Genomic DNA, 22,663 nt, shown 5'->3' on the forward strand with positions numbered 1-22,663 from the left:
CTCCCTCGTCCTCAACTAGCGATCACGAAAATGGCGGCCAGCACAGCCGCTCCAACGAACAGGTAGGCGCCGTAGACCTGGACCTTGCCGGTCTGGGTCTTGCGCAGGATCTCACCGGCACCTTCGGCGCCGGCTCCCGATGCGTTCACCGCCCCGTCGACCACGCCCTGGTCGATGTAGCGGTATACGAGCTCACCACCGCGGCGGGCGGAGTGCCCAACGGCATTGACCACCCCGTCGAGCACGTTCTGGTTGAACCAGTTGGCGCTGCGGGCGATCGGCCCCTTGAACGAGCCGGCGATCCAATCGGTGTACAAGATGTCGAGGCCGTACTTGTTCTCGAGGATCCGGTACCCGGCCCGGGCGAAGCGGTTCCGTTCGGTGAGGCCGTGGGGTCCGAGGCCCTTCCAGTACCACAGGTACGCCGAGCCGGCACCGACGACGATGGCCAGCAGCGATACCAAGGCGATCCAAGGAACGAACTCGGGGTGGTGGAAGCCGTTCTCGGCCGACGGGAAGTACACGTCGGTGGGCTCGATGAAGTGTTCGAAGCGCAGGGCCCAGCCCGACGGCACCGAGATGCCGAACACCTTCTCGGGCAGGTTGGTCCAGCCCGAGGTGATGGCCAGGAAGGCCAGGATCATCAACGGCACCACGATGCGGGGGCCGTTCTCGTGGAGCTGGTGCTCGGCCGACTTGCCCCGGGGCTCGCCCCAGAACACGTACCACATGAGTCGGGTCATGTAGGCACAGGTCATGACCGCACCCATGAGGCCCATGACCAGGGCGAAGGTGTAGCCCTCACCGTTGCCGCCCAGCATGGAGGCACCGGCCAGGATCTCGTCCTTGGACCAGAAGCCCGAGGTAATGAGGGGAACGCCCATCAGCGCCGCGGTGCCGATGACGAAGGTGGCGAAGGTCCGGGGCATGGTCTTGCGCATGCCGCCCATGTCCTTCTTGAAGTCGAAGGAGTGGATGTGGTGGGCCAGCGACCCCGAACCCAAGAACAGGCAGGCCTTGAAGAAGGCGTGGGTGAAGAGGTGGAAGATGGCCGCGGTCCAAGCCCCGACCCCGAGGGCCATCACCATGTAGCCGAGCTGGCTGACCGTCGAGTAGGCCAACACCTTCTTGATGTCGCTCTGCACGAAGGCCAGCAGGGCCCCGAACAGCAGGGTCACCGACCCGACCACGGCGAGGGCGTTGATGTTGCCGGTACCGATGGACAGGCCGTTGAAGAAGACGCCGTAGAGGCGGGCCACCATGTAGATGCCGGCCACCACCATGGTGGCGGCGTGGATGAGCGCCGACACCGGGGTCGGTCCGGCCATGGCGTCGGGCAGCCAGGTGTGGAGCACGAACTGACCCGACTTGGACATGACCGCGGTGATCAGCGACAGCGATGCCACCAGCAGCAGGAAGTGGCGGATCTCCCCCTGGTTGGCCATGGTGTTGATGTCGATGACGCTGAAGGTGCCGCCGGCGGCGAAGTACAAGATGATCATCCCGCACAGCAGACCGATGTCTCCGACCCGGTTGGTGAGGAAGGCCTTGAGGGCGGCGTCGGAGTTGGGCTTCTCCTCCCACCAGTGACCGATGAGCCCGAACGAGCACAGGCCCACCAGCTCCCAGCCCACGATCATCTGGAGCGTGCTGGAGGACAGCACGAAGAACAGCATCGAGGCGGTGAACAGGCTGAGGAAGGCGAAGTAGTGGGTGTAGCGCCGGTCGCCGGCCACGTAGTCGGTGGAGAAGACGTGGACCAGCAGTGAGATGAGGGTGACGACCACCAACATCACGGTGCTGAGCCCGTCGATCATGGTGCCGACCGGGAACTTCACGCCGTTGCTCTGGAACCAGGTCATCTCCCGCACCACCGGCGGGGTGGAGTGGTGGGCTTCCTCGCCACCTTCGGCACCCTCAGATGCCACGGGCAGGCGTTCCTCGGTGGAGCCGGCGGCGCCGTGGTCCTCGGTGGTGGTCTCGGCCGCGGGTTCGGTGGCCGGTTCTTCGCCCGCCGGTTCGGTGGCGTGATCGCCTTCGGCGGCGGGCTCTTCGGCCGCGGGCTCGGTGGCGTGGTCGCCCTCGGCGGCCGGCTCGGTGCCGTGGCCTTCAGCCGCGGGCGTCTCGGTTCCGTGAGCGGTGACCGGCGGGTGGTTGACCCGGCCGATCCAGCCCGACGCCACGCCGAGAGCCAGGACGAAGCAGATCGAAACCGAGGCGATGCCGATCTCGGAGCCGCCTCGGGGCAGCTTCTTGCCGATCGCCAGGATCAGTAGGAAGGAGATGGCCGGGATGAGGGGGATGATCCAGGCGTGGGTGAGCATGCCGGCGTCAGCCCTTCATGAGGTCGACTTCATCGATGTCGACGGTTCGGAAGTTGCGGAATATGGCCAGCACGATCGCCAGGCCGACACCGACCTCGGCGGCGGCCACGGCGATGACGAACAGGGCGAAGACCTGGCCGGATACGGCCCCGGTCATGGCGCTGAAGGCCACCAGGTTGATGTTGACCGAGTTCAAGATGAGCTCGATCGACATCAGGACGAGGACCCCGTTGCGGCGGGAGATCACGCCGTAGACCCCGGTGCAGAACAGTACGGCGGCCAGGATCAGGAACTGGTTGAGCAGCACGTCAGTCCCTCCGGGCGATCACGATGGCGCCGATGAGCGCGGCCAGCAGGAGCACCGAGATCACTTCGAAGGGCACGAGGTAGACGCTGAAGATGGCGTCTGACACGGCCCGGGTGTCGGTGGGCATCAGGTGGGCGGGGAGCTTGTCTCCCGAGAACCCGTCGATGAGTACGTAGACCAGCACGCCGAACATGACCAGTGCGGTTCCGGCTCCGACGAGCCAGTTGTCCCGGCTCAGCTTCTCGGTGCCGAGCATGGGCGCCCGGGTGAGCATGATGCCGAACAGGAACAGCACCACGATGGCGCCGATGTAGACCATCACCTGGGTGACGGCCACGAACTCGGCGCCCAGCAGGATGAACTGGGCGGCGGCGCCGGCGAGCACCATCACCAGATAGACGGCGGCATGGACCACGTTGGAGGTGGTCACCACCCGGATGGCACCGAACACCATCATGGCGGCGATGATGCCGAAGGCCACGTTCTGGGCCACCAGCATCGGTGCGTCGGCGTTCTGGGCCGCGGCGAGGAGCAGGCTCATCGGGGCACCTTCTTGACCTTGGCCTCGGCGCCTGCTTCGTAGGGCTCGAAGTCGGGCACGGTCTCCATCCACTCGCCGAGGCGGGTCTTGTCATGGATGAGGTCGGCGATGCGAGGCTCGGAGTACTCGAACTCGGGGCTCCAGAAGATGGCTTCGAACGGGCACACCTCGACGCAGATGCCGCAGTACATGCACAGCGAGTAGTCGATGTCGAAGCGGTCGAGCGCCGAAACGGTGCGTTCCTTGCCCCCGGCCCGACGGGGCGGGGCCTTGACCTTGTGGGCCTCGATGTAGATGCACCAGTCGGGGCAGCTACGCACGCACAACATGCAGGCGGTGCAGTTCTCTTCTTGGAGGGCGATGACGCCGCGGGCCCGGGTGGGCGGCGCTTCCTTCTCGTGGGGGGTACTGCACGGTGGCGGCACCCTTGGAGGGCGACGGCGGCTGGGCGAAGCGCTTGAGGCCTTCACCGGGCCACAGCGTCTGGGTCATCTCCTGGAAGGTGACACCCATGCCCTGGATCAGGCCCGGGAGCTTGGAGACGTTGTCGTTACGGCCCATCAGAACGCGACCTTCAAGATGGTGGTGACGAGGATGTTCGCCAACGAGATCGGGATCAGCACGGTCCACGCCAGCTTCTGGAGCTGGTCCTCTCGGAAACGGGGATAGGTGAACCGGATGAAGAAGATGAACCCGCCGATCAGCATCATCTTGGTGAGCAAGATGATCGGACCGAGCAGGTTCATCATGTTGTTGTCCAGCTCGACCCAGGCCGAGGGCACGGCCCAGCCGCCGAGGAAGAGGGTGGCGGCGATGGCCGAGAAGGCGCCAGCGGCGGCGAACTCACCGATGAAGAACAGCAGGAACCGCAGACCGGAGTATTCGGTGAGGTAGCCGGTGACCAGCTCGGATTCGGCGATGGGCATGTCGAAGGGGGTCTGACCCAGCTCGGCCTGCACCGCGATCATGAAGATCACGAACCCGACGAACTGGGTGATGAAGAACGGGTTGCCGATTATGTCGACCCCGAAGATCGACCCCCCGGCCTGGGCGGCCACGATCCCCGACATGTTCATGGTGCCGGCCTGGATGACCACGCCGACCACGGCCAGGATCATGGGCAGCTCGTAGGCGATGAGCTGCCCGGCGGCCCGCAGACCACCGATCAGCGAGTACTTGTTGGCCGAGGACCAGCCCGCCAGAAGCACGCCGAGGGAGCTGATCGACGAGACAGCCAGGGCGAAGAAGATGCCGGTGTCGAAGTTGGCGAGGTGCAGGTCGGGACCGAACGGCACCACCATGTAGGTGAGCAGCACGGTGGCCACCACCAGGTAGGGGGCGGCCTTGAACAGGGCCCGGTCGGCCCGTTCGGGGATGATGTCTTCCTTCTGGAGCCACTTGCCGACCTCGGCCAGGAGCTGCATCGAGCCGTAGGGGCCGGCCTCCATGGGGCCGAGACGGCTCTGCATGAAGCTGACCATCTTGAACAAGAAGACGTAGACGAAGGTGCCGGCGGGCAGCAGCACCGCCACCAGCACGCCGATGACCCGCAGGATCGACTGCTGCCAGTAGGCGAGCTCGAGCCCGAGCAGGAAGGAGTCGGTCACGACTCACCTCCCAGCTGGTGGCACGGACGCAGGACGGGAACCATCACCGGTCGATGTCTCCGAGGATGAAGTAGAGCGAAGCCAAGATGGTGACCACGTCGGGCACGTACACGCCCCGGCACACCCAAGGCACCACCGAGACGTTGTTGAACGAGGCGGTGCGGATCTTGACCCGGAACGGACCGAGCCCACCCTGGGAGACGACGTAGTAGCCCATCTCGCCCAGCGGGTTCTCGGTGGCGACCCAGGCTTCTCCCTCGGGCACCTTGATGATGCGGGGAACCTTGGCCATGTACGGGCCCGACGGCAAGCCGTCGAGGAGTTGGTCCACGATGTTGCAGGCTTCGCGGATCTCTTGGAGACGGACCCAGAACCGGGCGAAGGAGTCGCCGTCGGGGTGGGTGATCACGTTCCATTCGACCTGATCCCAGGCCAGCCCGACGGGCTGATCCCGGCGCAGGTCCCAGTCGACGCCGCTGGCGCGCAGGTTGGCACCGGACAGGCCGTACTGGAGGGCGATCTCGGCGGGGATGACCCCGATGCCACGGGTACGGGCCTGGAAGATCTCGTTGCCCTCGACCAGTGTCTCCATCTGGTCGCAGAAGTCGCGGATCTTCTCCATGGCCGCTTTGGTGTCTGCCACCCAGCCCTTGGGCAGGTCGTCCTTCAAGCCGCCAATGCGGTCGAAGTTGGGGTGGAACCGTCCGCCGGTGGCCGCCTCGATCTGGTTGAGGACGAACTCACGGTCTCGGAAGGCGTAGAACGCCGCGGTCATGGCCCCGATGTGGAGGGCCATGTCTCCGATGAACAACGAGATGTTGGCGATGCGGGACAGCTCGAACAGGACGGTGCGGATCCATTGGGCCCGGGGCGGGGCCTCGATCTCCATCAGCTTCTCGGCGGCGAGGATGAACGGCACCTCGTTGGCGAAGCTGCCCAGCCAGTCGATCCGGTTGATGAGGGTGGTGACCTGGGGGTAGTTGCGGACCTCGGTCAGTTTCTCGTAACCCCGGTGCATGTAGCCCATGACCGGCTCGCACGACAGCACCTGCTCACCGTCGAGCTTGACCACGATGCGCAGCGTTCCGTGGGTGGCGGGGTGCTGGGGGCCGAGGTTGAGGGTCATGCCCTCTTCGGTCTCGAACTCCAGGTTGACCCGCCCATCGGCGGCCTGGGCGTTGGCGTAGGCCAGCTTCTGACGATCGGTGATGGCGGTCATGCGTCGGCCTCCTCGTCGCCACCTTCGGCGTCTCCCGGAAGCGGTTCGATGTCGACGATGCCCGGCCACGGCTTGACGTGGCGGGCCAGCAGCGGGAAGTCCTTGCGGAGCGGGTATCCCTCGAAGGCGCCGGGCAGGTAGATGTTCACCGGGTGGGGGTGACCCACGAAGTTGATGCCGAACATCTCGCGGGCTTCGCGCTCGTGCCAGTTGGCCCCGGCGAACACCGGGATCCAGGTGGCCAGGTTGAGGTCGTCGTCGGGCACGTCGACCTTGAGGGTGATGCCCATCTTGGCGGTGAGCGAGTGGGCTCGGGCGAACACCTGGAAGCGGGTGTCTCCGCCGGCGTAGCCGGTGACGATCTCGGTGCTGGGCTCAGGAGGAAGATCGGTGGGCGAATCCTCGCCCTTGCCGAACGGGCTGGGCAGCCAGTCGATGGCCGACAGGAACTGGGAGGCCCGAAATCCCAGGTGGTCGCGGACCACGAAGCCGGCTTCCTGCCAAGCGTCGCGGGTGACTCGAACCCAGGTCTCGTCTCCGGGCCGGATGTGGGTGCCGACGACGGCGTCGCCCAGCTTCTCGCGCAGAGAAGCCAGCACCGCCTCGCGGGCGTCGTCGACGACCACAGCCTCGGCCTCGGGTGCTTCGGTGGCCTCAGGAGACGACAAGAGGTTCACCCTTCCAGCGCTCGGCCATGTCTTCCTTGCCGATGCGCTCCTGGAGCAGGACGATGCCCTCCAGCAGGGCCTCGGGACGGGGCGGGCACCCAGGCACGTACACGTCGACGGGGATGATCTGGTCGACACCCTTGGTGACCGAGTAGCTGTCCCAGTAGGGGCCACCGCAGTTGGCGCACGAACCCATGGAGATCACGTACTTGGGGTCGGGCATCTGGTCATAGAGGCGGCGAATGGCCGGGACGATCTTGTCGGTGACGGTTCCCGACACGCACACCAGGTCGGCCTGGCGAGGGCTGGCAGGCAACGGGATGACACCAAGGCGCATCACGTCGTAGCGGGGGGAACCGAGGGCGGCACCCATTTCGATGGCACAGCACGCCAGGCCCCACTGGAAGATCCAGATGGAGTACTTGCGAGAGGTGTTGAGCAGCGAGGTGAGCGGCTTGGGCAGCTTGCCGCTCTCTACGAGACCCATGGTCAACAGCCTCCGGCGGTGGTGTAGGAGATGCAGGTCAGAGCCACTGGAGGACCTTCTTGCGCCAGGCGTAGAGCAGGCCGAGGGCCAGGACCACGATGAACACGATCATCTCGATGGCACCGAACCACCCGTAGGCCTCGACCTGGATGGCCCACGGGAAGATGAACACGGCCTCCACGTCGAACAGCACGAAGAGGAGGGCGAACACGTAGTAGCGGACCGGGCTCTGGTCCCAGCCACTGCCCACCGGATCGACGCCGCTCTCGTAGCTCAGATACTTGTCCCGCTGGGGGCGGACCGGTCGAATGAGCTTTCCGAGGGCCAACACCCCGGCCAACAGGCCGACGGCGACGGCCGCGAAAATGGCGACCAGGAGATAGTCGCGAAGGAACTCCGACACGGTGTCGAACCTTAGTGATGCCGCTCACGAGCGGCCAAAGACGGCCGATGACATCCGCGGCCACTTCGCTGCGCCTACGGTTGGTCCGGTGCCGGCGCCTCCTCCGCGCCCTTGTCCTGCCGGGGCGAGCGGCGCCGCTCGGGGCGGCCGTCGGGTCCGCTTCGAGCTGTCCATCAGATCCCTGCGAATCCATGCGAAAGGTGCCAGGCGCTGTGTCCATCGCTCCCACGAATGTGCGGCGACGGTGGTGGACAGTGTTCGGCTTGGTCCTGACCGCAGCCGGGGTGTGGGCGCTGGCCACTCCCCTGTTCACCGGCCCCGACGAGGTGTCTCAGGTACGGCGGGCCGCGGCGGTAGCCCGAGGTCAGTTGGTAGGGGAACGCACCGGTCCCGACCCGGTGCTGCTGATGCGCGTCGAGGTACCGGGCCTGTACGGCGCGCCGGCCGAACAGCAGTGGCTCTGCCACCTCGGCCCGTTGGTGGACGGCGCTCCCCAACAAGCGATGGTGCTGCCCAAGCCCGACTGCCCCGATCTGAGTGCCGTCGACGCCGCCCCGGTGGAAGCCGACACCGTGCAGTACCGGGGCCAGCCCTTCTATTACGCCCTCGTCGGCGCGCCGACCCTGGCCGATCAGGGACGGGCCGGCGCCTACGCCATGCGAATGGTGGGCGCGGCTTTGACCACGGCGTTCATCGCGTCGGCGGCAGCCACGCTGACGTTGGCACCCCGCCCCTCGGTGGCCGGGGTCGGCCTGTTGGTGTGCATCACGCCCGCGGTGGTGTACCTGGCTGGGTCCACCAACCCGTCGTCGGTGGAGATCGCCGCCGCCCTCAGCGCCTGGGCCGTGGTGGCCGTTCTCGCCGGCACGGCGAAGCTATCGACGGTCCACGGCCACGTTGATGCCGGCGACGGCGACGGTGACGGCGAGGGGGATGGCAAAGGCGACCGTGCGGGCGAGGGCGAAGGCGCGGGGGACGGCGAGGCGAACGCCAAGTCAGTCCCCGTTGGCGGCTCGGGTGCGCCGGACGCAGCGAGCATCTTGGTGACCAGGACCCACAACAAGATCGCGCCCGCTGGCGGTGCTGGTGCTCCGGTACCAGAGAGCCCGGGGCGCCTCGGGTTGGACGAGGAGACCGTGGCCAGCCTGGTGCGAAGGGTCGGCGTGGCCCTGGTGGTGTTGAGCTTGGGTCGAGGCTTGGGACCGGCGTTCGCAGCTGCCGTGGTGGCCATCGGTGGCGTCGTGTTGGGTCGAGCCCGGGTCATGTCCCTCCTCGGGCGAACCGACCTGCGGCGGTGGGCGGCTGCGGTAGCCGTTTCGGTGACGATGTCGGGGCTGTGGCTGGCCCACATCGGGCGGGCCTATCCCCTACCCGACCGACCCGGCAGCGGCTGGGCCCGAGCCCTGGAGTGGGTGCCCTGGTACCTGCACCAGATGGTTGGGGTGTTCGGCACCAACGACAGCGCCGTCTCGTGGTGGGCGGTCATCCTGTGGGGCTCGGTGAGCATCGCGGTGGTCGTCGCCGGCCTGGCAACACTGGTCCGCCAGGGCCGCAATCGGGTGGCGGTGACGGCTGCGGGCACCCTGGTCGCCGGGGTGGCCATGAACGTGACCGCCGAAGGGCTGAGCCTGCCCCCGATCGGGTTCTTCTGGCAGGGCCGCTACTCGCTGCCCCTGTTGGTGGGCGGGGTGATCCTGGCCACGGCCACCGCGGGATCGCCAGAGGGCAGCACCGCTAACAGACGCCCTCGGTTCGACCTCTTCCTGGCAGTGGCGGCGATAGCGGCGGTGACCGCGGTCCACGTCCATGCCCTCGTGGTGGTCACCGGCCATCTAGACCGATCGGGTGCGACCGGACGAGGCGCGGCGGCCACGTTGTTGGCCGGAGCAATCGTCGCCCTGGGAAGAACGACGGCTCTGCCATCCCCGTCGATCCCCTCACCCACCACGGGTGATCCCGGCTCGACCGAGCGGCGTTAGCGTCGGATCCCATGGCCTCTGCCGAGACTGACGCAGCTGCCCCTCGCCCCGAGTCCGAGGTGACCGCTCCGGCAAACGGGACGACCAGGCCCAGGAGATCGTGGGGCCGCTCGGTGCTGTCGACGGTGCTGGGCGTACTTGCCGTCATCGGGTTGTTGGCCACCATCCTCGGGTCCTGGGCCCGGTCGTCCATTTATGACACCGACACCGTGGCCGCCGCGGTCGACAGTGCCCTTCAGGACCCGGCCGTGATCGACGCGCTGGCCACCCGCCTCACCGACCAGGTGATCGAGGCGGCCTCGGTCGAGGATCGGATCCGAGACCGTCTCCCCGACAGCCAGGCCGACCTGGCCCCCGCCTTCACCGGCGGCGTCCGGGCCGCGGTACACGAGGGATTCGTCAACATTCTCAGCCGTGACGGAACCCGCAAGGTGGTGGTCGGTGCCGCCCGCGAAAGCCACGCCCAGGTGGTTCGGATCATCGAGACCGGCGAGCTGAGCACCCGGCTGAACACCTCGAACGGGACCGCCACCCTCAACCTGCTGCCACTCATGGGTAGTGGTTTCGACATGATCCAGGACAACGGCATCCTCCGCAGCGTCGAGTTCCCGGAACTGGAACGGGGCGGCGACCCGAAAGCTCAGATCGCCTCGTTGGAGGAAGCCCTCGGCAGGCCGCTCCCCGAAGACTTCGGTCAGATCGTGGTGTACCGCGGCGATGCGATCGACCGGGCAAACTCCCTGGTGGCCAGGGCCCAGGAGGCATTGGAGTTGTTCCGGCGGGCCATGGTCGTTCTGGTCGTGGTGACGGCGGTGGCGGCATCGTTGTCGGTGGTGGTGGCCAATCGTCGCTACCGGGCTATCGGGTTCTTGGCGTTCGGGGTGGTCGTGGCCATGGCCGGGGCCAGGGCGATCGTGCGCTACGTGGTGGGAGCATCGCCGGATCTGGTGACCAACCCCGGCGCCCGCGCCGCGGTGGCCCGAGCCGTCACGTCGCTGGCCGAAGGCCTGTTGACCGCGGTCACCGTCGCACTGCTGGTGGCCCTGGCCGCCGCGGTCATCGCCCTGCTGGCCGATCGACAGGGCTCGCTGGTCGATGCCATGCGCTGCCAACGCGAGATGGTCACCGCCGGTGCCGCCGGTCTGATCCTCGCCGTGTTGTGGATGGTCGGCCTGACCCCGTGGGGCCTGGCAGTGACCGGCGCCCTAGCCGCAGCGGTGATCGCCGCCGCCTGGCTCCCAGCGGGAAGCCGAAGCGCCTAAGCCTGGATCCACCGAAAGGCGGAGCCTTCCGGCGGAGTTCGGTCGCCGGCCTGACGGCCGTCGCCTTCGCTGCTGCGAACGGCGAAGCCGATCTCCGCAGGTCTCAGGGGCTCCGCCACAAAGGGCTCTGCCCCCGAACCCCCGCCCAGTCCTGTGACCTCAGCTCGTCAGACAGCCGAGCACTAATGGTGGCCGCACAGAGAACCCGATTCGCCTGGGTGACCGGGGACAATCGAATACGACCCACGTTCGATCGGTGGATCGAGGCTGAGGACCCATAGGTCAAGGCCTTGAACGCTGGCCGGACCTAGATCCCTATAGAGGCGCAGATGTCCGGGCTTAGGTGGCGCTTCAAGGCCTCGACGAACGGATCGTTCTCCCGCCACTGCCGATCAAACCTGGACAGCGGCAGACCGTGCCGTCGAACCAGTCGATTCCGAAAGCCACTGGACCATTCCGGGGACAGAGCCCCGCTGGGTGGTGGGAATCGAGGGTGTGATCCTCGATGTGGTCAGCCGCTGATTGCGGGCTGATCGGGGTCAGTGTCGCGCGGGTCGTCGAGGAGTGCCATCGAGCCTTCGGAGAGGTAGCGGCGGGCTATAGCCCATTCGTCGTGCTGGTCGGCGAGGACCGCGCCGATGAGGCGGATCGCGGCGGCGTCGTTGGGGAAGATCCCCACGACGTTCGAGCGGCGTTTCACTTCCTTGTTGAGGCGCTCGAGGGGGTTGTTCGACCAGATCTTGCGCCAGTGCGCCCGAGGGAACGCGCTGAACGCGAGAACGTCGGTCTTGGCGCCGGCCATGAGCGCTGCGGCCTTCGGGAACCGCTCCGCGAGGGTGGCCTCGACCTCGTCCCAGCGCGCCGAGACCTCTTCGGCGGTGCCGAGGGAGAAGATCGACCGGAACGCGGCGGCGACGAACTCGGCGTGGGCTTTGGGGATCGTGGCGAGCAGGTTGCGGGCGAAGTGGACCCGGCACCGCTGCCAGCTCGACCCGGCAAAGCACTTGCGGATCGCGGCCTTCAGCCCGGCGTGGGCGTCGGAGATCACGAGCCGGACCCCGCCCAGGCCTCGGTCTTTGAGCGAGCGCAGGAACCGGGTCCAAAACGTCTCGTCCTCGCTGTCGCCGATGTCGACGCCGAGCACCTCGCGGTCACCGCCTGCGGTGATTCCCGTTGCGATCACCACCGCTCTCGACACGACCTGGCCCAGGGCGTCATCGCGGACGTTGATGTAGGTGGCGTCCAGGTAGACGTAGGGGAACGCTATGTGGCCGAGGGTGCGGCCCCGGAACGCTTCGACCCGTTCGTCGAGGCCAGCGCAGATCCGGCTGACCTCGGACTTGGAGATCCCGGTGTCGACGCCCATCGCCGCGACAAGGTCGTCGACCGACCGGGTCGACACCCCGTTGACGTACGCCTCCATCACCACCGCGTACAGGGCCTGGTCGATACGGCGACGGGGCTCGAGCAGCCCGGGGAAGAACGAACCCTTGCGCAGCTTCGGGATCGTCAACGCCAGGTCCCCCGCCTTGGTAGAGAGCACCTTCGGACGGGTCCCATTGCGATAGGTCACCCGAGCATCGGTGCGCTCCCACGGGTCCGCGCCGATCTTCTCAGTGGCCTCCGCGTCGATCAGCTGCTGGAGCGCCCACTGGGCGAGCTCACGGACAAGGTCGGTGCCCTCCCCGACGCGGAGCGCGTCGAGCAGGTCAGAAACGGCAGACTCAGACAGAGCCATCGGCGTGTTCTCCTTCGTGTGCACTTTGGTAGGTACACATCAAGGATCACGCCGGTGGCTCACCTCATGGTGGACCCGATTCCCACCACGCCAGGGGACTCATACATTCCGGGGCCAACAACGAACACCGCTTCCCCCTGTGAAGCACCGTCGGGCGGCACCTGCCCCCAGTCACGCTCACCCACGGGATGAAGTTGGGTCCGTAGTGCAATCCGAGGTCGTCCGCCACTACAGAGGTCTGCGACCACAAATGCCCGGCAACCCGCGCTACCCACGTCGGGCCGGCAAAGAGCCAGAACCAATAGAACGTCCCGGCAGCCCCGAGAACGATCAACTCCCCGCCCGCCAGCCCCAGACTGACCCAAGCCCCGATCCAGATCGAACCCCCAACCCGCAGGAACCGCCGCTGCACCACATTGTGAAGTTCAGCCTTCAACGTGGAGATCCCCCGTTGCCAGATCCAGCAAACGATCGCGTCAACTGGTTCATTACCGTAGCTCGCCTTGAGATCAGATGGCCGAGCGCCGAAAGAGGCACCAGGATCCCACTCACCACCAGTGGGACCATCCCCACAGTCACAAGGGAGGCCGCCCGGCGAAACTCCTTCCATGCAACCCAAAATGCAGTCGCCTGAACCATCGCCCCGCCTCGCCAGTTGATCCGAAATTCTCCTAGTCCGCTTCCACCACGCCGCCACGAATGGATTTTCGTGCGATTTTGAACATCTTCCGATAACCAAGATCCCGATGATCAGCGCAGGCCATCTCCACGTTCCTGACAACCACCGACCTCTCATACTCCGAGCATGAATTATATAGGTGTTTAGAGTGGCCAGAGACGATCAGGTAGATTCGATCACATGAGGTTGCTGTCCCGGTTGTCAGCGCTTCCACCAAGTCGGCGACGAAACACGAAGGCCTGGCCACCAACAGCCATTCAGGTCTGCCGTTCTCACCAACACAGGCCGATTCCGCAAGGATCGTGGATCTGTACAAACGAAACGCCAAAAACAAACGCCTCACTACCGAGAATCTCCTTGACCTAGGTCGGCGAGTTCAACCGGTCATCGCGACAGCGTGATGGTAGTGGTGGGCGGCGGTGGTCCAGCCGAGTGAGCGTCGGGGGATGGTGTTGATGCGGTGGGCGATTCGGTCGAGGTCGGCTTGGGTGTAGATCGAGAGGTCGGTGCCTTTGGGGAGCCAGCGTCGGATGAGGCCGTTGGTGTTCTCGTTGGTTGGGCGTTGCCATGGTTTGTGGGGGTCGCAGAAGTAGATGTCGATTCCGGTGGCTTGGGCGATGGCGGGGTGGTTGGCCATCTCGCTGCCGCGATCCCAGGTGAGGGTCAGTCTCAGCTCGGGTGGGATCGTTTCGAGGGTGGCGGTGAGGGCGTGTTGGGTGCTCAAAGCGGTGTAGGCACAGTTGGGTGTGTCGTGGCGGGCGAGCCACAGGTACCGGGTTTGCGGTCGACGAGGGTGATGATGGCGGACTGGTTGCGGGCGCCGATGATCTGATCGCCTTCGAGGTGACCGACCTCTGCCCGTGCCTCGGCGGCGGGTGGGCGGTTGTGAATGATGTTGAACTGGCCGAGAACGCTGGATCGTTGCTGGCTATGGCGTTGACCGGTGTGTCGGCGTCGTGGACGACGGCGGTGCAACATCTTGTAGACCTTGGTGGGCAGGCCGTGACGTTTCGGGGCGTAGACGCCCTGGTAGATCGTTTCGTGGGAGATGTTGGCGGTGTAGCCGTGGAGGCCTTGGGCCAACTCGATCGAGATCGTCATCGGCGAATCTCCGGCCACGAGACGTTTGGTCACCTGCCACGCCAGTTCCGGGTTCAGCGACCAGCATCGGTGCTTGTGGTCGCAATCGTGCCGTGTCAGCTCGGACCTGCGCTTTGGTCGCGGGGTACGCGGCTCGGCCACCGTTGCAGGCGATCTCGCGTGCGATCGTGCTGCGATGACGTCCCAGCCGCGGGCGATACAGGCGTCGGAGTCACCGCGTTCGATCCCAGCGCGGATTTGCTCACGATCAGGCGCGGTGAGTGGGTTAGCTGGCATGCTGGGACTCTCCATCGGTTCAGGGTGCTGTGTAGACAGCGGCCATCATGGCCGCCATCACGCTCTGACCGGTGGAGACCCATCACCTCACGGTGTTGCCGTCACCCCTTGAACCCGCCGTCCCCGTCCGTTATGCGCGTGCGGAGTTCCGATCCCGAGGGCGTCAAGTCTGGGGCGGCGTGGATGCAGCGGTTTCTCGTGCCGATTGATCTCCTGCCAGGGTCGACACTTTCGACCCGGCCCGGGTACTCCGATGGCGGCAGCCTCCAGGGATGACTGACCTGTCCGAAGGGGAGACAACAGTCAGCCGTGACCCGGTAGCGCGCGTCCGCGGGCGCGTCCGATGGCGCGTCGCCGCGTCGATGCGCCATCGCATGGCCTGTTGCTGGAGACCGATCGCGGCAGCGCCAACAAGTGGGGTTGGAATTCCCGGTCGGTTGGCCTCTAGCCCGGCTTCGTTGTCATACCCCCTACTTACGCTGGTCGAGCGGAGCTCGACCGAGGAGGCACGGCGATGATCACGGCGGAGAACAACACGACCGGCAGGTTCATCACGGAGCTGGCGAATGTGCCGGCGGATCGGTTGGAGGCCGATCTCATCGATCTGGCCGGGCGGCTGTCGGCTGGAACATTCGAGTTGTTGGTGCTGGTCGGTGAACTCGACGCCCGGGGGTTGTGGGCCCGCTGGGGTGCCCTGTCGTGCGCGGCGTGGCTGGCCGAAGTGTGCGACATCGAAGTGTGCACGGCCCGCACCCAGGTCCGGGTAGCCCGAGCCCTACGGACCTACCCGGCGCTGGCTGAGGCGATGGCCGATGGTGACGTCTCTTACGCCAAGGCCAGGGTGCTGGTTCTTCACCTCACCGAAGCCAACGTGGACGCCTTGTTGCATCTGGCGGTCACCAACCCGGCCGGGCGGCTCGGAGCGGCGATCGCGGCGTGGTCCCAACGCAACGAAGACCCCGAAACGATTGCCCGGCGCCAGCACGAAGAGCGCGGCGTGTCGTGGCGTACCGGCCCCGACGGCATGGTGACCATCACCGCCCGTCTCGCTCCCGCTGTCGCCGGAGCGGTTTGTGCGGTGATCGACGCGCACGTCACCCGGCCCGGCGCGCCCGCGGACGCGTCACTCACCCAATAACGAGCCGACGCCCTAGCCGCGATCGCTACCGGTGGGGGAGGCACGGTCGACGCCGAGATCGTGATCCACGTTCGAGGAGACGCCACCACCCTCGCCGACGGCACCCCGCTCAACGACCACGTCGTAGCCCAGCTGTTACCTCAGGCGTTCGTTTCGTTGCTGATCGTCGACACCAACCGCCAACCAATAGATGCCAGCCCCCGCCGCCGTACCCCGACCCGCCGCCAGAAGCGGGTCATCGACGAAACGAACCCAGAATGCGGCCACCCCGGCTGTCGGGCCCGAACCTTCCTCCAATACGACCACATCCAGCCCTACGCCCAAGACGGCCCCACCATCGTCACCAACCTCCAACGCCTCTGCGGCCCCCACAACCGAGCCCGAACCCAAGCCCGAACCCAAACCTGAACCCACAGGACCCCACCCAGGTGGTGCCATGTCAGTTCGAGTCCGGGGGTGGTCGGCAGCGATGCCGATGCCCGAGGGGCTCTCGCTGACTCGTTGGCGAACGACACCAAGCGTGACGTCGTTCGGTCCGGCGTCAAATAATTCCCTCGAGTAACGCTTCCTCCGACGGGCGTTCTCGCCCCCGACCTCCTCGACTCGCCAGCGTGCCCGGCCTTCATTCCCCCGTACTGGTTCAATCACCTCTCCCGGGTCAGCGAGCTGGTGGTGATCGGCCCCATCGGCACCCGCCTAGGCCTCACGTGACAGATCAGCCGAGCTGTCAGGAACGATTCAGGACTCGGCTACCTCGATCGGACCGAGCGCGTCGGCGATGACCGGGAGCTCGGTTGAGGCGATCGCCCAGAGAAGATCTCGATCAACCCGGTGATACCCGTGCGCGAGGACCACACGAACCCCCATGAGCTCGCGCCACGGCACATCTCGATAGACGCCACGGCACTCGTCGCTCAGTTGGGTCGCTGCCTCTCCAGCGATCTCGATGATGCGCTCCAGAGCGAACCACAGTGCTTCGTCTCGGTCAGCAGCACCGCGGCCGCGGGCCGTCAAGTCTGCTGCCGCTGCGCACATACGACGGATGTCGTTCAACCGTTTGGCGTCACCCCGACTCACAAGAGGACGGCCTCTCGCCGAACGTCGTTGTCGTCATCGGTGAGGCCGCCAACTGAGACCACGTCGACAGCGACGCCCGTGAGCGCTTGCACCTCGTGCTGGATACGCACCAGGTCGAACAACGACGCTCCCGGGCCGAACTCGACCAACAGATCGATGTCGCTTTCGGCGGTCTCCGTCCCACGGGCCACCGATCCGAACAATGCCACCGACCTGCCGCGGTGGCTTTTCACGATGGTGCGGATCTCGTCGCGGTGAGACGCCACCAAGTCGCTCAGCGGAAGGGGCTGTCCGGCCAGCTCCACAGCCTACGAGCCGTGACCGACTAGCCCGGGCTCACCCGCAAGGCCCACCCCCTTACCTTCTTTGTGGGGCTAGCGCGATGCTGGCCCTGGGAAGTCCGGCGGTGCTGGCATGGCTCATTGCCCCCTGTCACTTGATGACCTGGGGGGTGTTGCCACCGGTGCCATCGGGTGCGACGAGACCTCTGATGGGGACATGCGACTGATCGCTGATTCGTAAGGTGGATGACGGTAAGCGCACCGTGGACCTGGCTTCCCTCCCGTTGACCGACTGGCAGGAGGAACCCTGATGGCATCACCCGACGAAGTGACCGTGTGGATCGGTCTAGATGTCGGCAAGGAGGAGCACTTCGCCGATGTTCTCGATGACGACGGCGAGTCGCTGTTCGCCCGGTCGATCCGCAACGACGAGACCTCCCTCGACGCTCTGATCGACGACGCCAGCGAGCACGGGACCGCTGGCGTTGGTGATCGACCAGCCCGGCTCGATCGCCCAGCTCGCCATCGCTGTCGCCGCCTGCCGCCAAGTCCCAGTCGCCTATGTGCCCGGGCTGGTGATGCGCCGAGCCGCGGACCTCTATCCGGGAGAGGCCAAGACCGACCGCCGAGACGCGTTCGTGATCGCCGACACCGCTCGCACTCGACGCACGAAGGTGCACTGGCTCGACACAGGCAGCGACGAGCTCCTCGAGCAGCTTCGGGTGCTCAACGGGTTCGACATCGACCTGGCCGCTGATGTCACCCGGCTCACGAACCGGCTCCGTGACCTGCTCGTCTCGGTCTCACCAGCGCTCGAACGCGCCATCGGATCCCGGCTTCACCAGCCCGGAGTCCGGGCACTGATCGCCAAGTTCCCGACCCCCACAGCCCTGCGTGGTGCTGGCCGGGCCAGGATCAACAAGACGATCAAGGGTCGGTCACCCCGCCTCGCCGACAAAGTCACCACCACCATCATCGAAGCGCTCGACGCTCAGACCATCGTCCTCCCAGCCGAAGACGCCCTTGGCCGGGTCATCGCAGAAGTCGCTACCGAACTCGACCGGCTCCACGCCCGGCGCGACGCCCTCGCCGGTGAGATCGAGGAGGTCTTCGGGGCCCACCCTTTCGGCAAACTGCTCCAGACGCTGCCCGGGATAGGGCCCCGGACCGGAGCACGGATCCTTGCTGAAATCGGCGACGGCAGCCGCTTCGCGGACGCCTCGAAACTCGCCAGCTACGCCGGCCTCGTCCCGGTCACTCGCCAGTCCGGAACCTCGATCCGAGGCGAGTCCATGAGCCGACGCGGCAACCACCGGCTCAAGAACGCCATGTTCCTCGCCGCGTTCGCATCGCTGCGATCCCCCGAGTCCAAAGCCTTCTACGACCGCAAACGAGCCGAAGGCAAGAAACACAACGCAGCGCTCATCTGCCTCGCCCGCCGCCGGACCGGCGTCATCTTGGCCATGCTCCGCGACCAACAGCCCTACCGGCCACCCACCACCCCCGAACTCACCGAAGCCGCCTGAACCCCCTTGACAAGAACATGGGGACACCCCCCCATAGCGGGTGTCTCGGTGCAGGGCAGAACATGCGGGTATTGCGGGCACAGCGTTTGCGGTTCTTGGCCGGCCACCAGGTGGTGTGGGCGTTGGGTAACGGCCCCGTAGCTCGTCCCGCTCGGGTACGCGATATCGTTAGATATCACCGGAGGCGAAGTCATGACCGACCTGCTGATTCGAGATGTGCCTGACGACGTGGTCGCTGCGATCGATGGGAAGGCACGCCGGCTCGGCATCTCGCGAAGCGAGTACCTCCGTCGGGCCCTCGTTCGTGAACAAGCGACCGCCGGAGAGCGGGTCACCGTCAGCGACCTCGCCCGGCTGTCCGAGCAATTCGCCGACCTCGCCGATGACAGCGTGATGCGCTCCGCATGGGAGTGACGACCTGGCTGATCGACAAGTCAGCGCTGGTGCGGCTCGGTACCTCCGATGATGCAGAGGCGTGGGCCACACGGATCGAACGTGGGCTGGTCCGCATCTCGACCCTCACCAGGCTCGAAGTCGGCTTCTCGGCGAGATCGGTCGCCGATCTTCGAGGCTCGATCCGCCGTCCGCCGCTATCGGAGATGCCGGTCGAGTATCTGACGCCAGCCATCGAAGATCGCGCGGTCGAGGTCCAGCTGGCGCTTGCGGAACGAGGGCTGCACCGGGCGCCGTCCATCCCCGATCTCCTGATCGCCGCCACGGCCGAGTTGGCGGGATTGACCGTGCTCCACGTCGACAAGGACTTCGAGCTGATCGCTGAGGTCACGGACCAACCACAACAACGGTTGTCCTGAACGCCACGCGAGCCCCGACGAGGGCACGCCGGTCAAGGGTCCACCGTCGTCGCAAATCCCCAACGCCTGTGCGGCCCCCAGAACCGAGCCCGAACCAAGGTCTGGACCCGGGCCTGAACCGGCAGAATCCCGCCTACTCGGCGTTCCCCAGGCCGGCCATGACGAATTGGACCAGGGCTTCTTCGAGCTCGTCTAGCTGGTCATCGATCTTCCGATGGGCCATCTTCCGTTTGACCACCGGAAGGCCGGCCGACACCTTGAGCGCCGTATCCACCGTCTTGGACGACTCCCTGAGCGGCTCAAGAGAAGAGGCCACCTCGACCGATCTGGCCCCGAGCAGGTCGATCTGTTCGGTGATGTGAGCGCTCCGCTCCTCCAGCCGCCTCTGACCGAACACGGCCTTGGAGTCTTTCGCCACCCCAAGCTCGTCCCGGTCCGCCTTCTCCGCCTTCTTTTCGTCGTACCAGCGTTTCGCGTCGATGAAGGCGCTCTGGGTCGCCTGCACAAGACGTTCCCTGTTCTCCGGCTTCGCGAACTCCTGCTTGAGCATGGCGATCGCCTTCTGTGCCATCGGGTTGGCCACCAGCGATGCCCCCGTCACCCCTTGTTTGGCGGTGGGCTTCTTCGTTGTTGTCTTCTTGGCCGGCACCTTCTTGTCCACCTCCGGATCCTGTCATATGGCCGTGGTGGGTAGGTCTGGTCGTCGTCGCTGGAGGGTGAGCAGACCGGGGCTGCAGCTCGCTCTACCCATGCCGTACTCATGGGTCGGCTCGCCTTTCAGCTCGCCTCCTAAGGTTCACGTTCAGGAGGGGTGATGGACACCGAGCTTCTGATTCACGTTCAGACGGACCAGGCCGAGCTCATGATCGATGACCACGGCGTGCTCGCCTTCGGCGCGTCCGAAGCTGTCGAGCGTCTGCTGGCCAGCCTCGAGGTGCCTTCCTCGGAGTCGACGGGGTCACCGCTGAGGCCCGGCCTTGTATCCGGGTTGACAGCCGTGAACCTGCTCAAGAACGTCGGATCATCCCAACTCGAGGGTCTTGCATCGCCCAAGGGCCAGTTCTTCCAGTTCTCACCCGAGACGCTGTCGATGCTCAAGTCCGGGTTGACCACCGATGCTGGCCACGGCTTCTTCAACAGTGGGATCCAGGGCGCAGACGGGAAGTTCCTCGGGAACATCAAGTGGAAAGCGGTGGACGGCCCTGTGGCGATGTCGCCCCAGATCGCCATCGCCATGGCGGCGCTGGAACTCGCGATAAGGGACGTGCAGTCCGCGGTCGAGCGGGTGGAACAGAAGGTCGACGAGGTTCGCCGTCGGATCAATGCCCAGCAGTTCGGTGATGTGGTGGGGCGCCACACCTACCTGCAACGCCAGATCGAGCTGTTGGACCAGACCGGGCACGTCAACGACACCGACTGGTTCGCCATCGCCTCGCTCGGCCCAAACCTGTCGAGCGACCTCGCCAGGCTCAGGGCCTATGTCCAGCAGACGATCACCGACGGTCGGGCGGAGACCGGCACCGACGACCCGGCCAACGCCGTCGAACGCCTGGTCGGGTTGGAGGTGGAGCTGGACTTGCTGACGGTGGCCGAGCGGAGCCAGTTCTACTTCGAGTCGCTACGGCTCCAGCATCTGAGCCAGTCCTATCCGCATGCGCTTGCCCCTGCTCTCGTGAGCACACGGCGGGTCCTGGACAGCCAACACCAGGCGGACCGAGAACTGATCGGACAGCTCAAAGACGCGGGCGAGTCGCTGACCCGCGTCGGTGCCCTCGAGATCCACCGGATCTTCAGCCGACGCCAACTCGAAGCCGGAGTCGACGCACTGAACGAGATGGCGGAGAGATTCGCGCTCTCACGGTCCATCCCGATCGAGGCCATCCCCGCGGCTGAGCGTCCGACCCCGTCCGAAGCGGTGCAGGAGGCACGGAAAGTGGTGGTGGCGGCTGGGGCAACCAGCAAGAAGACGATCGTCGACGCCACCGCCGTCGCCAAGACGCTCCTGAACCGCAGCAACGAAGACGACCAGGACCGCAGGGATGAGCCTGGGTTGCCGCCTGCCCTCGGTTCCGGCAACGAGGCCGGCACCAGCCTCGGCACCGGTAGCGAGGATCCGGCAACTCGCATCGGACCAACGTCTGCCGAGGATGCCAAGGCGGAGTCCGAGACAAGGTCCGAGACAGAGTCCGAGATCGAGGTCGAGGCGGCCAGCGACCAAGTCCCATCTACCGGGAGTCGCCTCCGCCGAGGCATAGGCGCCGTCAATGAGAAGAGGGCAAAGCCGCCACGGCCTCCCTTTTGACCCCAGGCCGAACTCCTCGGTCCTTGGCTGATCCGAGCTGTCAGCCGAACTCGAACCTCTGGCGGTGTGCTTTCGGGTCAGCGTCGGTGCTCAGGTAGTGCCCTGGATCTGTTGCAGGGCGGAGAACATCATCTCCCGCACTGCCTCCACTGCTTGTTGGGGACGGACCATCACCTTGAAGTCGGTGATGAGCCCGTCGTCGTTGCAGGTGATCAGGTCGACGCCGTTCACGTACTTGCCGGCCATCACCGTCTCGAACTCGAGCACCGCATCACGTTCGCCGTGGATGGCCCGCACGTAGCGGAACCGACCGTCCCACTCCCCGCCCGACGGGTGCTTGAAGGTCCGGGCCTCTGTGGCTACGCCATCTGTTGTGTCGTCGCCCGACGCTTCCTGCCCCGGCTTGGCGCTCCCGACGAAGGCCATCGACGCTCCCGTCAGGTACATCCCCACCAGCTCCTTGCCGTGCTGGGGTTTGAACAACACCGGCGAGTGCAACACGGCGTCGTCGGCGATGACACGCTCCAACGCCGAGCGGTCACCGGCGAGGAACTCGTGCCACACCGACAGCGCCCTGCCCAGCGGCGTGTCGGTCGAAGTGCGGATGTCGACGGTCATGGCAGGCCTCCTGACGCGTGCGGGTAAGCCATGATCCTGACCCAGACCCGCCACTCGTGCTCGCAGAGTGAGACGGTGCTGGCCAGCAAGTCCGCCCCCAACCGTTTGCGGCTGGGTCGGACACCAGCGCCGCTACGAGCCCGCGCAAACGACGTGATGATCGCGGCCGCATACAGGGCAAACGACCTGCCGATCCACACCTGCAACCCCGACGACTTCTCAATAGTCGCTGGCCTGAACGTGGTGGCGGTACCTCACCCGACCACTGAAGACCTGTCGCACAACGACGGACGGATAGCGGTCATCGCCTCGCCATGA

At 66.0% G+C, this 22,663-nt stretch carries 24 protein-coding genes and 1 pseudogene; 9 read left to right on the forward strand and 16 right to left on the reverse strand.

The window, feature by feature from the left end:
* Nucleotides 1–11 precede the first annotated feature (11 nt).
* From IPG97_10745 to ndhC, 9 genes are all read right to left on the reverse strand, one after another.
* Nucleotides 12–2,324 (reverse strand): NADH-quinone oxidoreductase subunit L, encoded by a 2,313-nt coding sequence (locus IPG97_10745; GenBank protein MBK6856996.1) that lies wholly within the window; start codon nucleotides 2,322–2,324, stop codon nucleotides 12–14.
* Between the two features lie 7 nt (nucleotides 2,325–2,331).
* Nucleotides 2,332–2,631 (reverse strand): NADH-quinone oxidoreductase subunit NuoK, encoded by a 300-nt coding sequence (nuoK, locus tag IPG97_10750; GenBank protein ID MBK6856997.1) that lies wholly within the window; start codon nucleotides 2,629–2,631, stop codon nucleotides 2,332–2,334.
* Nucleotide 2,632: 1 nt separating this feature from the next.
* Nucleotides 2,633–3,172: an NADH-quinone oxidoreductase subunit J gene (locus IPG97_10755; GenBank protein ID MBK6856998.1), complete on the reverse strand. Its 540-nt coding sequence runs from the start codon at nucleotides 3,170–3,172 to the stop codon at nucleotides 2,633–2,635.
* Nucleotides 3,169–3,501 carry a 4Fe-4S binding protein gene (locus IPG97_10760; protein MBK6856999.1) on the reverse strand — a complete coding sequence of 111 codons (333 nt, stop codon included), beginning with the start codon at nucleotides 3,499–3,501 and terminating at the stop codon, nucleotides 3,169–3,171. The genes IPG97_10755 and IPG97_10760 overlap by 4 nt, the downstream gene beginning before the upstream one ends.
* Before the next feature lie 231 nt (nucleotides 3,502–3,732).
* A complete protein-coding gene (locus tag IPG97_10765; GenBank protein MBK6857000.1) occupies nucleotides 3,733–4,779 on the reverse strand; it encodes an NADH-quinone oxidoreductase subunit H in 1,047 nt (348 codons plus the stop codon).
* Between the two features lie 43 nt (nucleotides 4,780–4,822).
* The gene (locus IPG97_10770) at nucleotides 4,823–5,998 is read right to left on the reverse strand and encodes an NADH-quinone oxidoreductase subunit D (GenBank protein MBK6857001.1); all 1,176 of its coding nucleotides are present in this window, start codon (nucleotides 5,996–5,998) and stop codon (nucleotides 4,823–4,825) included.
* Nucleotides 5,995–6,666 (reverse strand): NADH-quinone oxidoreductase subunit C, encoded by a 672-nt coding sequence (locus IPG97_10775; protein MBK6857002.1) that lies wholly within the window; start codon nucleotides 6,664–6,666, stop codon nucleotides 5,995–5,997. The genes IPG97_10770 and IPG97_10775 overlap by 4 nt, the downstream gene beginning before the upstream one ends.
* The gene (locus tag IPG97_10780; GenBank protein MBK6857003.1) at nucleotides 6,653–7,153 is read right to left on the reverse strand and encodes an NADH-quinone oxidoreductase subunit B; all 501 of its coding nucleotides are present in this window, start codon (nucleotides 7,151–7,153) and stop codon (nucleotides 6,653–6,655) included. Before IPG97_10780 ends, IPG97_10775 begins: the two co-directional genes overlap by 14 nt.
* Before the next feature lie 37 nt (nucleotides 7,154–7,190).
* Nucleotides 7,191–7,556 (reverse strand): NADH-quinone oxidoreductase subunit A, encoded by a 366-nt coding sequence (gene ndhC, locus IPG97_10785; protein ID MBK6857004.1) that lies wholly within the window; start codon nucleotides 7,554–7,556, stop codon nucleotides 7,191–7,193.
* Nucleotides 7,557–7,810: 254 nt separating this feature from the next.
* On the opposite strand from ndhC, the gene IPG97_10790 reads away from it, so the two are divergent.
* Both IPG97_10790 and IPG97_10795 read left to right on the forward strand, forming a co-directional pair.
* The gene (locus IPG97_10790) at nucleotides 7,811–9,535 is read left to right on the forward strand and encodes a DUF2142 domain-containing protein (protein ID MBK6857005.1); all 1,725 of its coding nucleotides are present in this window, start codon (nucleotides 7,811–7,813) and stop codon (nucleotides 9,533–9,535) included.
* Nucleotides 9,536–9,546: 11 nt separating this feature from the next.
* A complete protein-coding gene (locus tag IPG97_10795; protein MBK6857006.1) occupies nucleotides 9,547–10,797 on the forward strand; it encodes a hypothetical protein in 1,251 nt (416 codons plus the stop codon).
* Nucleotides 10,798–11,308: 511 nt separating this feature from the next.
* On the opposite strand, the gene IPG97_10800 is transcribed toward IPG97_10795, so the two are convergent.
* The 3 genes from IPG97_10800 to IPG97_10810 form a co-directional block, all read right to left on the reverse strand.
* Entirely contained in the window at nucleotides 11,309–12,535 is a 1,227-nt protein-coding gene (locus IPG97_10800; protein MBK6857007.1) for an IS256 family transposase, read from the reverse strand.
* 1,055 nt (nucleotides 12,536–13,590) lie between these two features.
* Complete coding sequence (locus IPG97_10805) at nucleotides 13,591–13,938, reverse strand: IS30 family transposase (GenBank protein ID MBK6857008.1); 348 nt, start codon at nucleotides 13,936–13,938, stop codon at nucleotides 13,591–13,593.
* Entirely contained in the window at nucleotides 13,935–14,456 is a 522-nt protein-coding gene (locus IPG97_10810) for an IS30 family transposase (protein MBK6857009.1), read from the reverse strand. Before IPG97_10810 ends, IPG97_10805 begins: the two co-directional genes overlap by 4 nt.
* 649 nt (nucleotides 14,457–15,105) lie before the next feature.
* Here IPG97_10810 and IPG97_10815 point away from each other — a divergent pair.
* Nucleotides 15,106–15,729: a DUF222 domain-containing protein gene (locus tag IPG97_10815; protein MBK6857010.1), complete on the forward strand. Its 624-nt coding sequence runs from the start codon at nucleotides 15,106–15,108 to the stop codon at nucleotides 15,727–15,729.
* Nucleotides 15,730–15,789: 60 nt separating this feature from the next.
* A complete protein-coding gene (locus tag IPG97_10820; protein ID MBK6857011.1) occupies nucleotides 15,790–16,137 on the forward strand; it encodes an HNH endonuclease in 348 nt (115 codons plus the stop codon).
* A 330-nt stretch (nucleotides 16,138–16,467) separates the two neighbouring features.
* Here IPG97_10820 and IPG97_10825 read toward each other — a convergent pair whose 3' ends face one another.
* Both IPG97_10825 and IPG97_10830 read right to left on the reverse strand, forming a co-directional pair.
* Nucleotides 16,468–16,782: a DUF86 domain-containing protein gene (locus IPG97_10825; GenBank protein MBK6857012.1), complete on the reverse strand. Its 315-nt coding sequence runs from the start codon at nucleotides 16,780–16,782 to the stop codon at nucleotides 16,468–16,470.
* Nucleotides 16,783–16,802: 20 nt separating this feature from the next.
* The gene (locus IPG97_10830; protein ID MBK6857013.1) at nucleotides 16,803–17,072 is read right to left on the reverse strand and encodes a nucleotidyltransferase domain-containing protein; all 270 of its coding nucleotides are present in this window, start codon (nucleotides 17,070–17,072) and stop codon (nucleotides 16,803–16,805) included.
* A 325-nt stretch (nucleotides 17,073–17,397) separates the two neighbouring features.
* Between IPG97_10830 and IPG97_10835 the strand changes: the two are divergent.
* The 3 genes and pseudogenes from IPG97_10835 (at nucleotide 17,398) to IPG97_10845 (ending at nucleotide 19,425) form a co-directional block, all read left to right on the forward strand.
* Nucleotides 17,398–18,613, forward strand: a pseudogene (locus IPG97_10835) (IS110 family transposase).
* 192 nt (nucleotides 18,614–18,805) lie between these two features.
* Nucleotides 18,806–19,027 carry a ribbon-helix-helix protein, CopG family gene (locus IPG97_10840; protein ID MBK6857014.1) on the forward strand — a complete coding sequence of 74 codons (222 nt, stop codon included), beginning with the start codon at nucleotides 18,806–18,808 and terminating at the stop codon, nucleotides 19,025–19,027.
* A complete protein-coding gene (locus IPG97_10845; protein ID MBK6857015.1) occupies nucleotides 19,018–19,425 on the forward strand; it encodes a PIN domain nuclease in 408 nt (135 codons plus the stop codon). Before IPG97_10840 ends, IPG97_10845 begins: the two co-directional genes overlap by 10 nt.
* A gap of 133 nt (nucleotides 19,426–19,558) precedes the next feature.
* On the opposite strand, the gene IPG97_10850 is transcribed toward IPG97_10845, so the two are convergent.
* The gene (locus IPG97_10850) at nucleotides 19,559–20,086 is read right to left on the reverse strand and encodes a hypothetical protein (protein MBK6857016.1); all 528 of its coding nucleotides are present in this window, start codon (nucleotides 20,084–20,086) and stop codon (nucleotides 19,559–19,561) included.
* A 153-nt stretch (nucleotides 20,087–20,239) separates the two neighbouring features.
* Between IPG97_10850 and IPG97_10855 the strand changes: the two genes are divergently transcribed.
* Complete coding sequence (locus IPG97_10855; protein MBK6857017.1) at nucleotides 20,240–21,727, forward strand: hypothetical protein; 1,488 nt, start codon at nucleotides 20,240–20,242, stop codon at nucleotides 21,725–21,727.
* A gap of 90 nt (nucleotides 21,728–21,817) precedes the next feature.
* Here the strand turns inward: IPG97_10855 and IPG97_10860 are convergent, their stop codons facing one another.
* Complete coding sequence (locus IPG97_10860) at nucleotides 21,818–22,291, reverse strand: nuclear transport factor 2 family protein (protein ID MBK6857018.1); 474 nt, start codon at nucleotides 22,289–22,291, stop codon at nucleotides 21,818–21,820.
* Between the two features lie 84 nt (nucleotides 22,292–22,375).
* Here IPG97_10860 and IPG97_10865 point away from each other — a divergent pair, with 84 nt between their 5' ends.
* A complete protein-coding gene (locus IPG97_10865) occupies nucleotides 22,376–22,663 on the forward strand; it encodes a hypothetical protein (GenBank protein MBK6857019.1) in 288 nt (95 codons plus the stop codon).

The sequence above is a fragment of the Microthrixaceae bacterium genome (genome assembly GCA_016702505.1).
In the GTDB taxonomy this organism is placed as follows: domain Bacteria; phylum Actinomycetota; class Acidimicrobiia; order Acidimicrobiales; family Iamiaceae; genus Aquihabitans.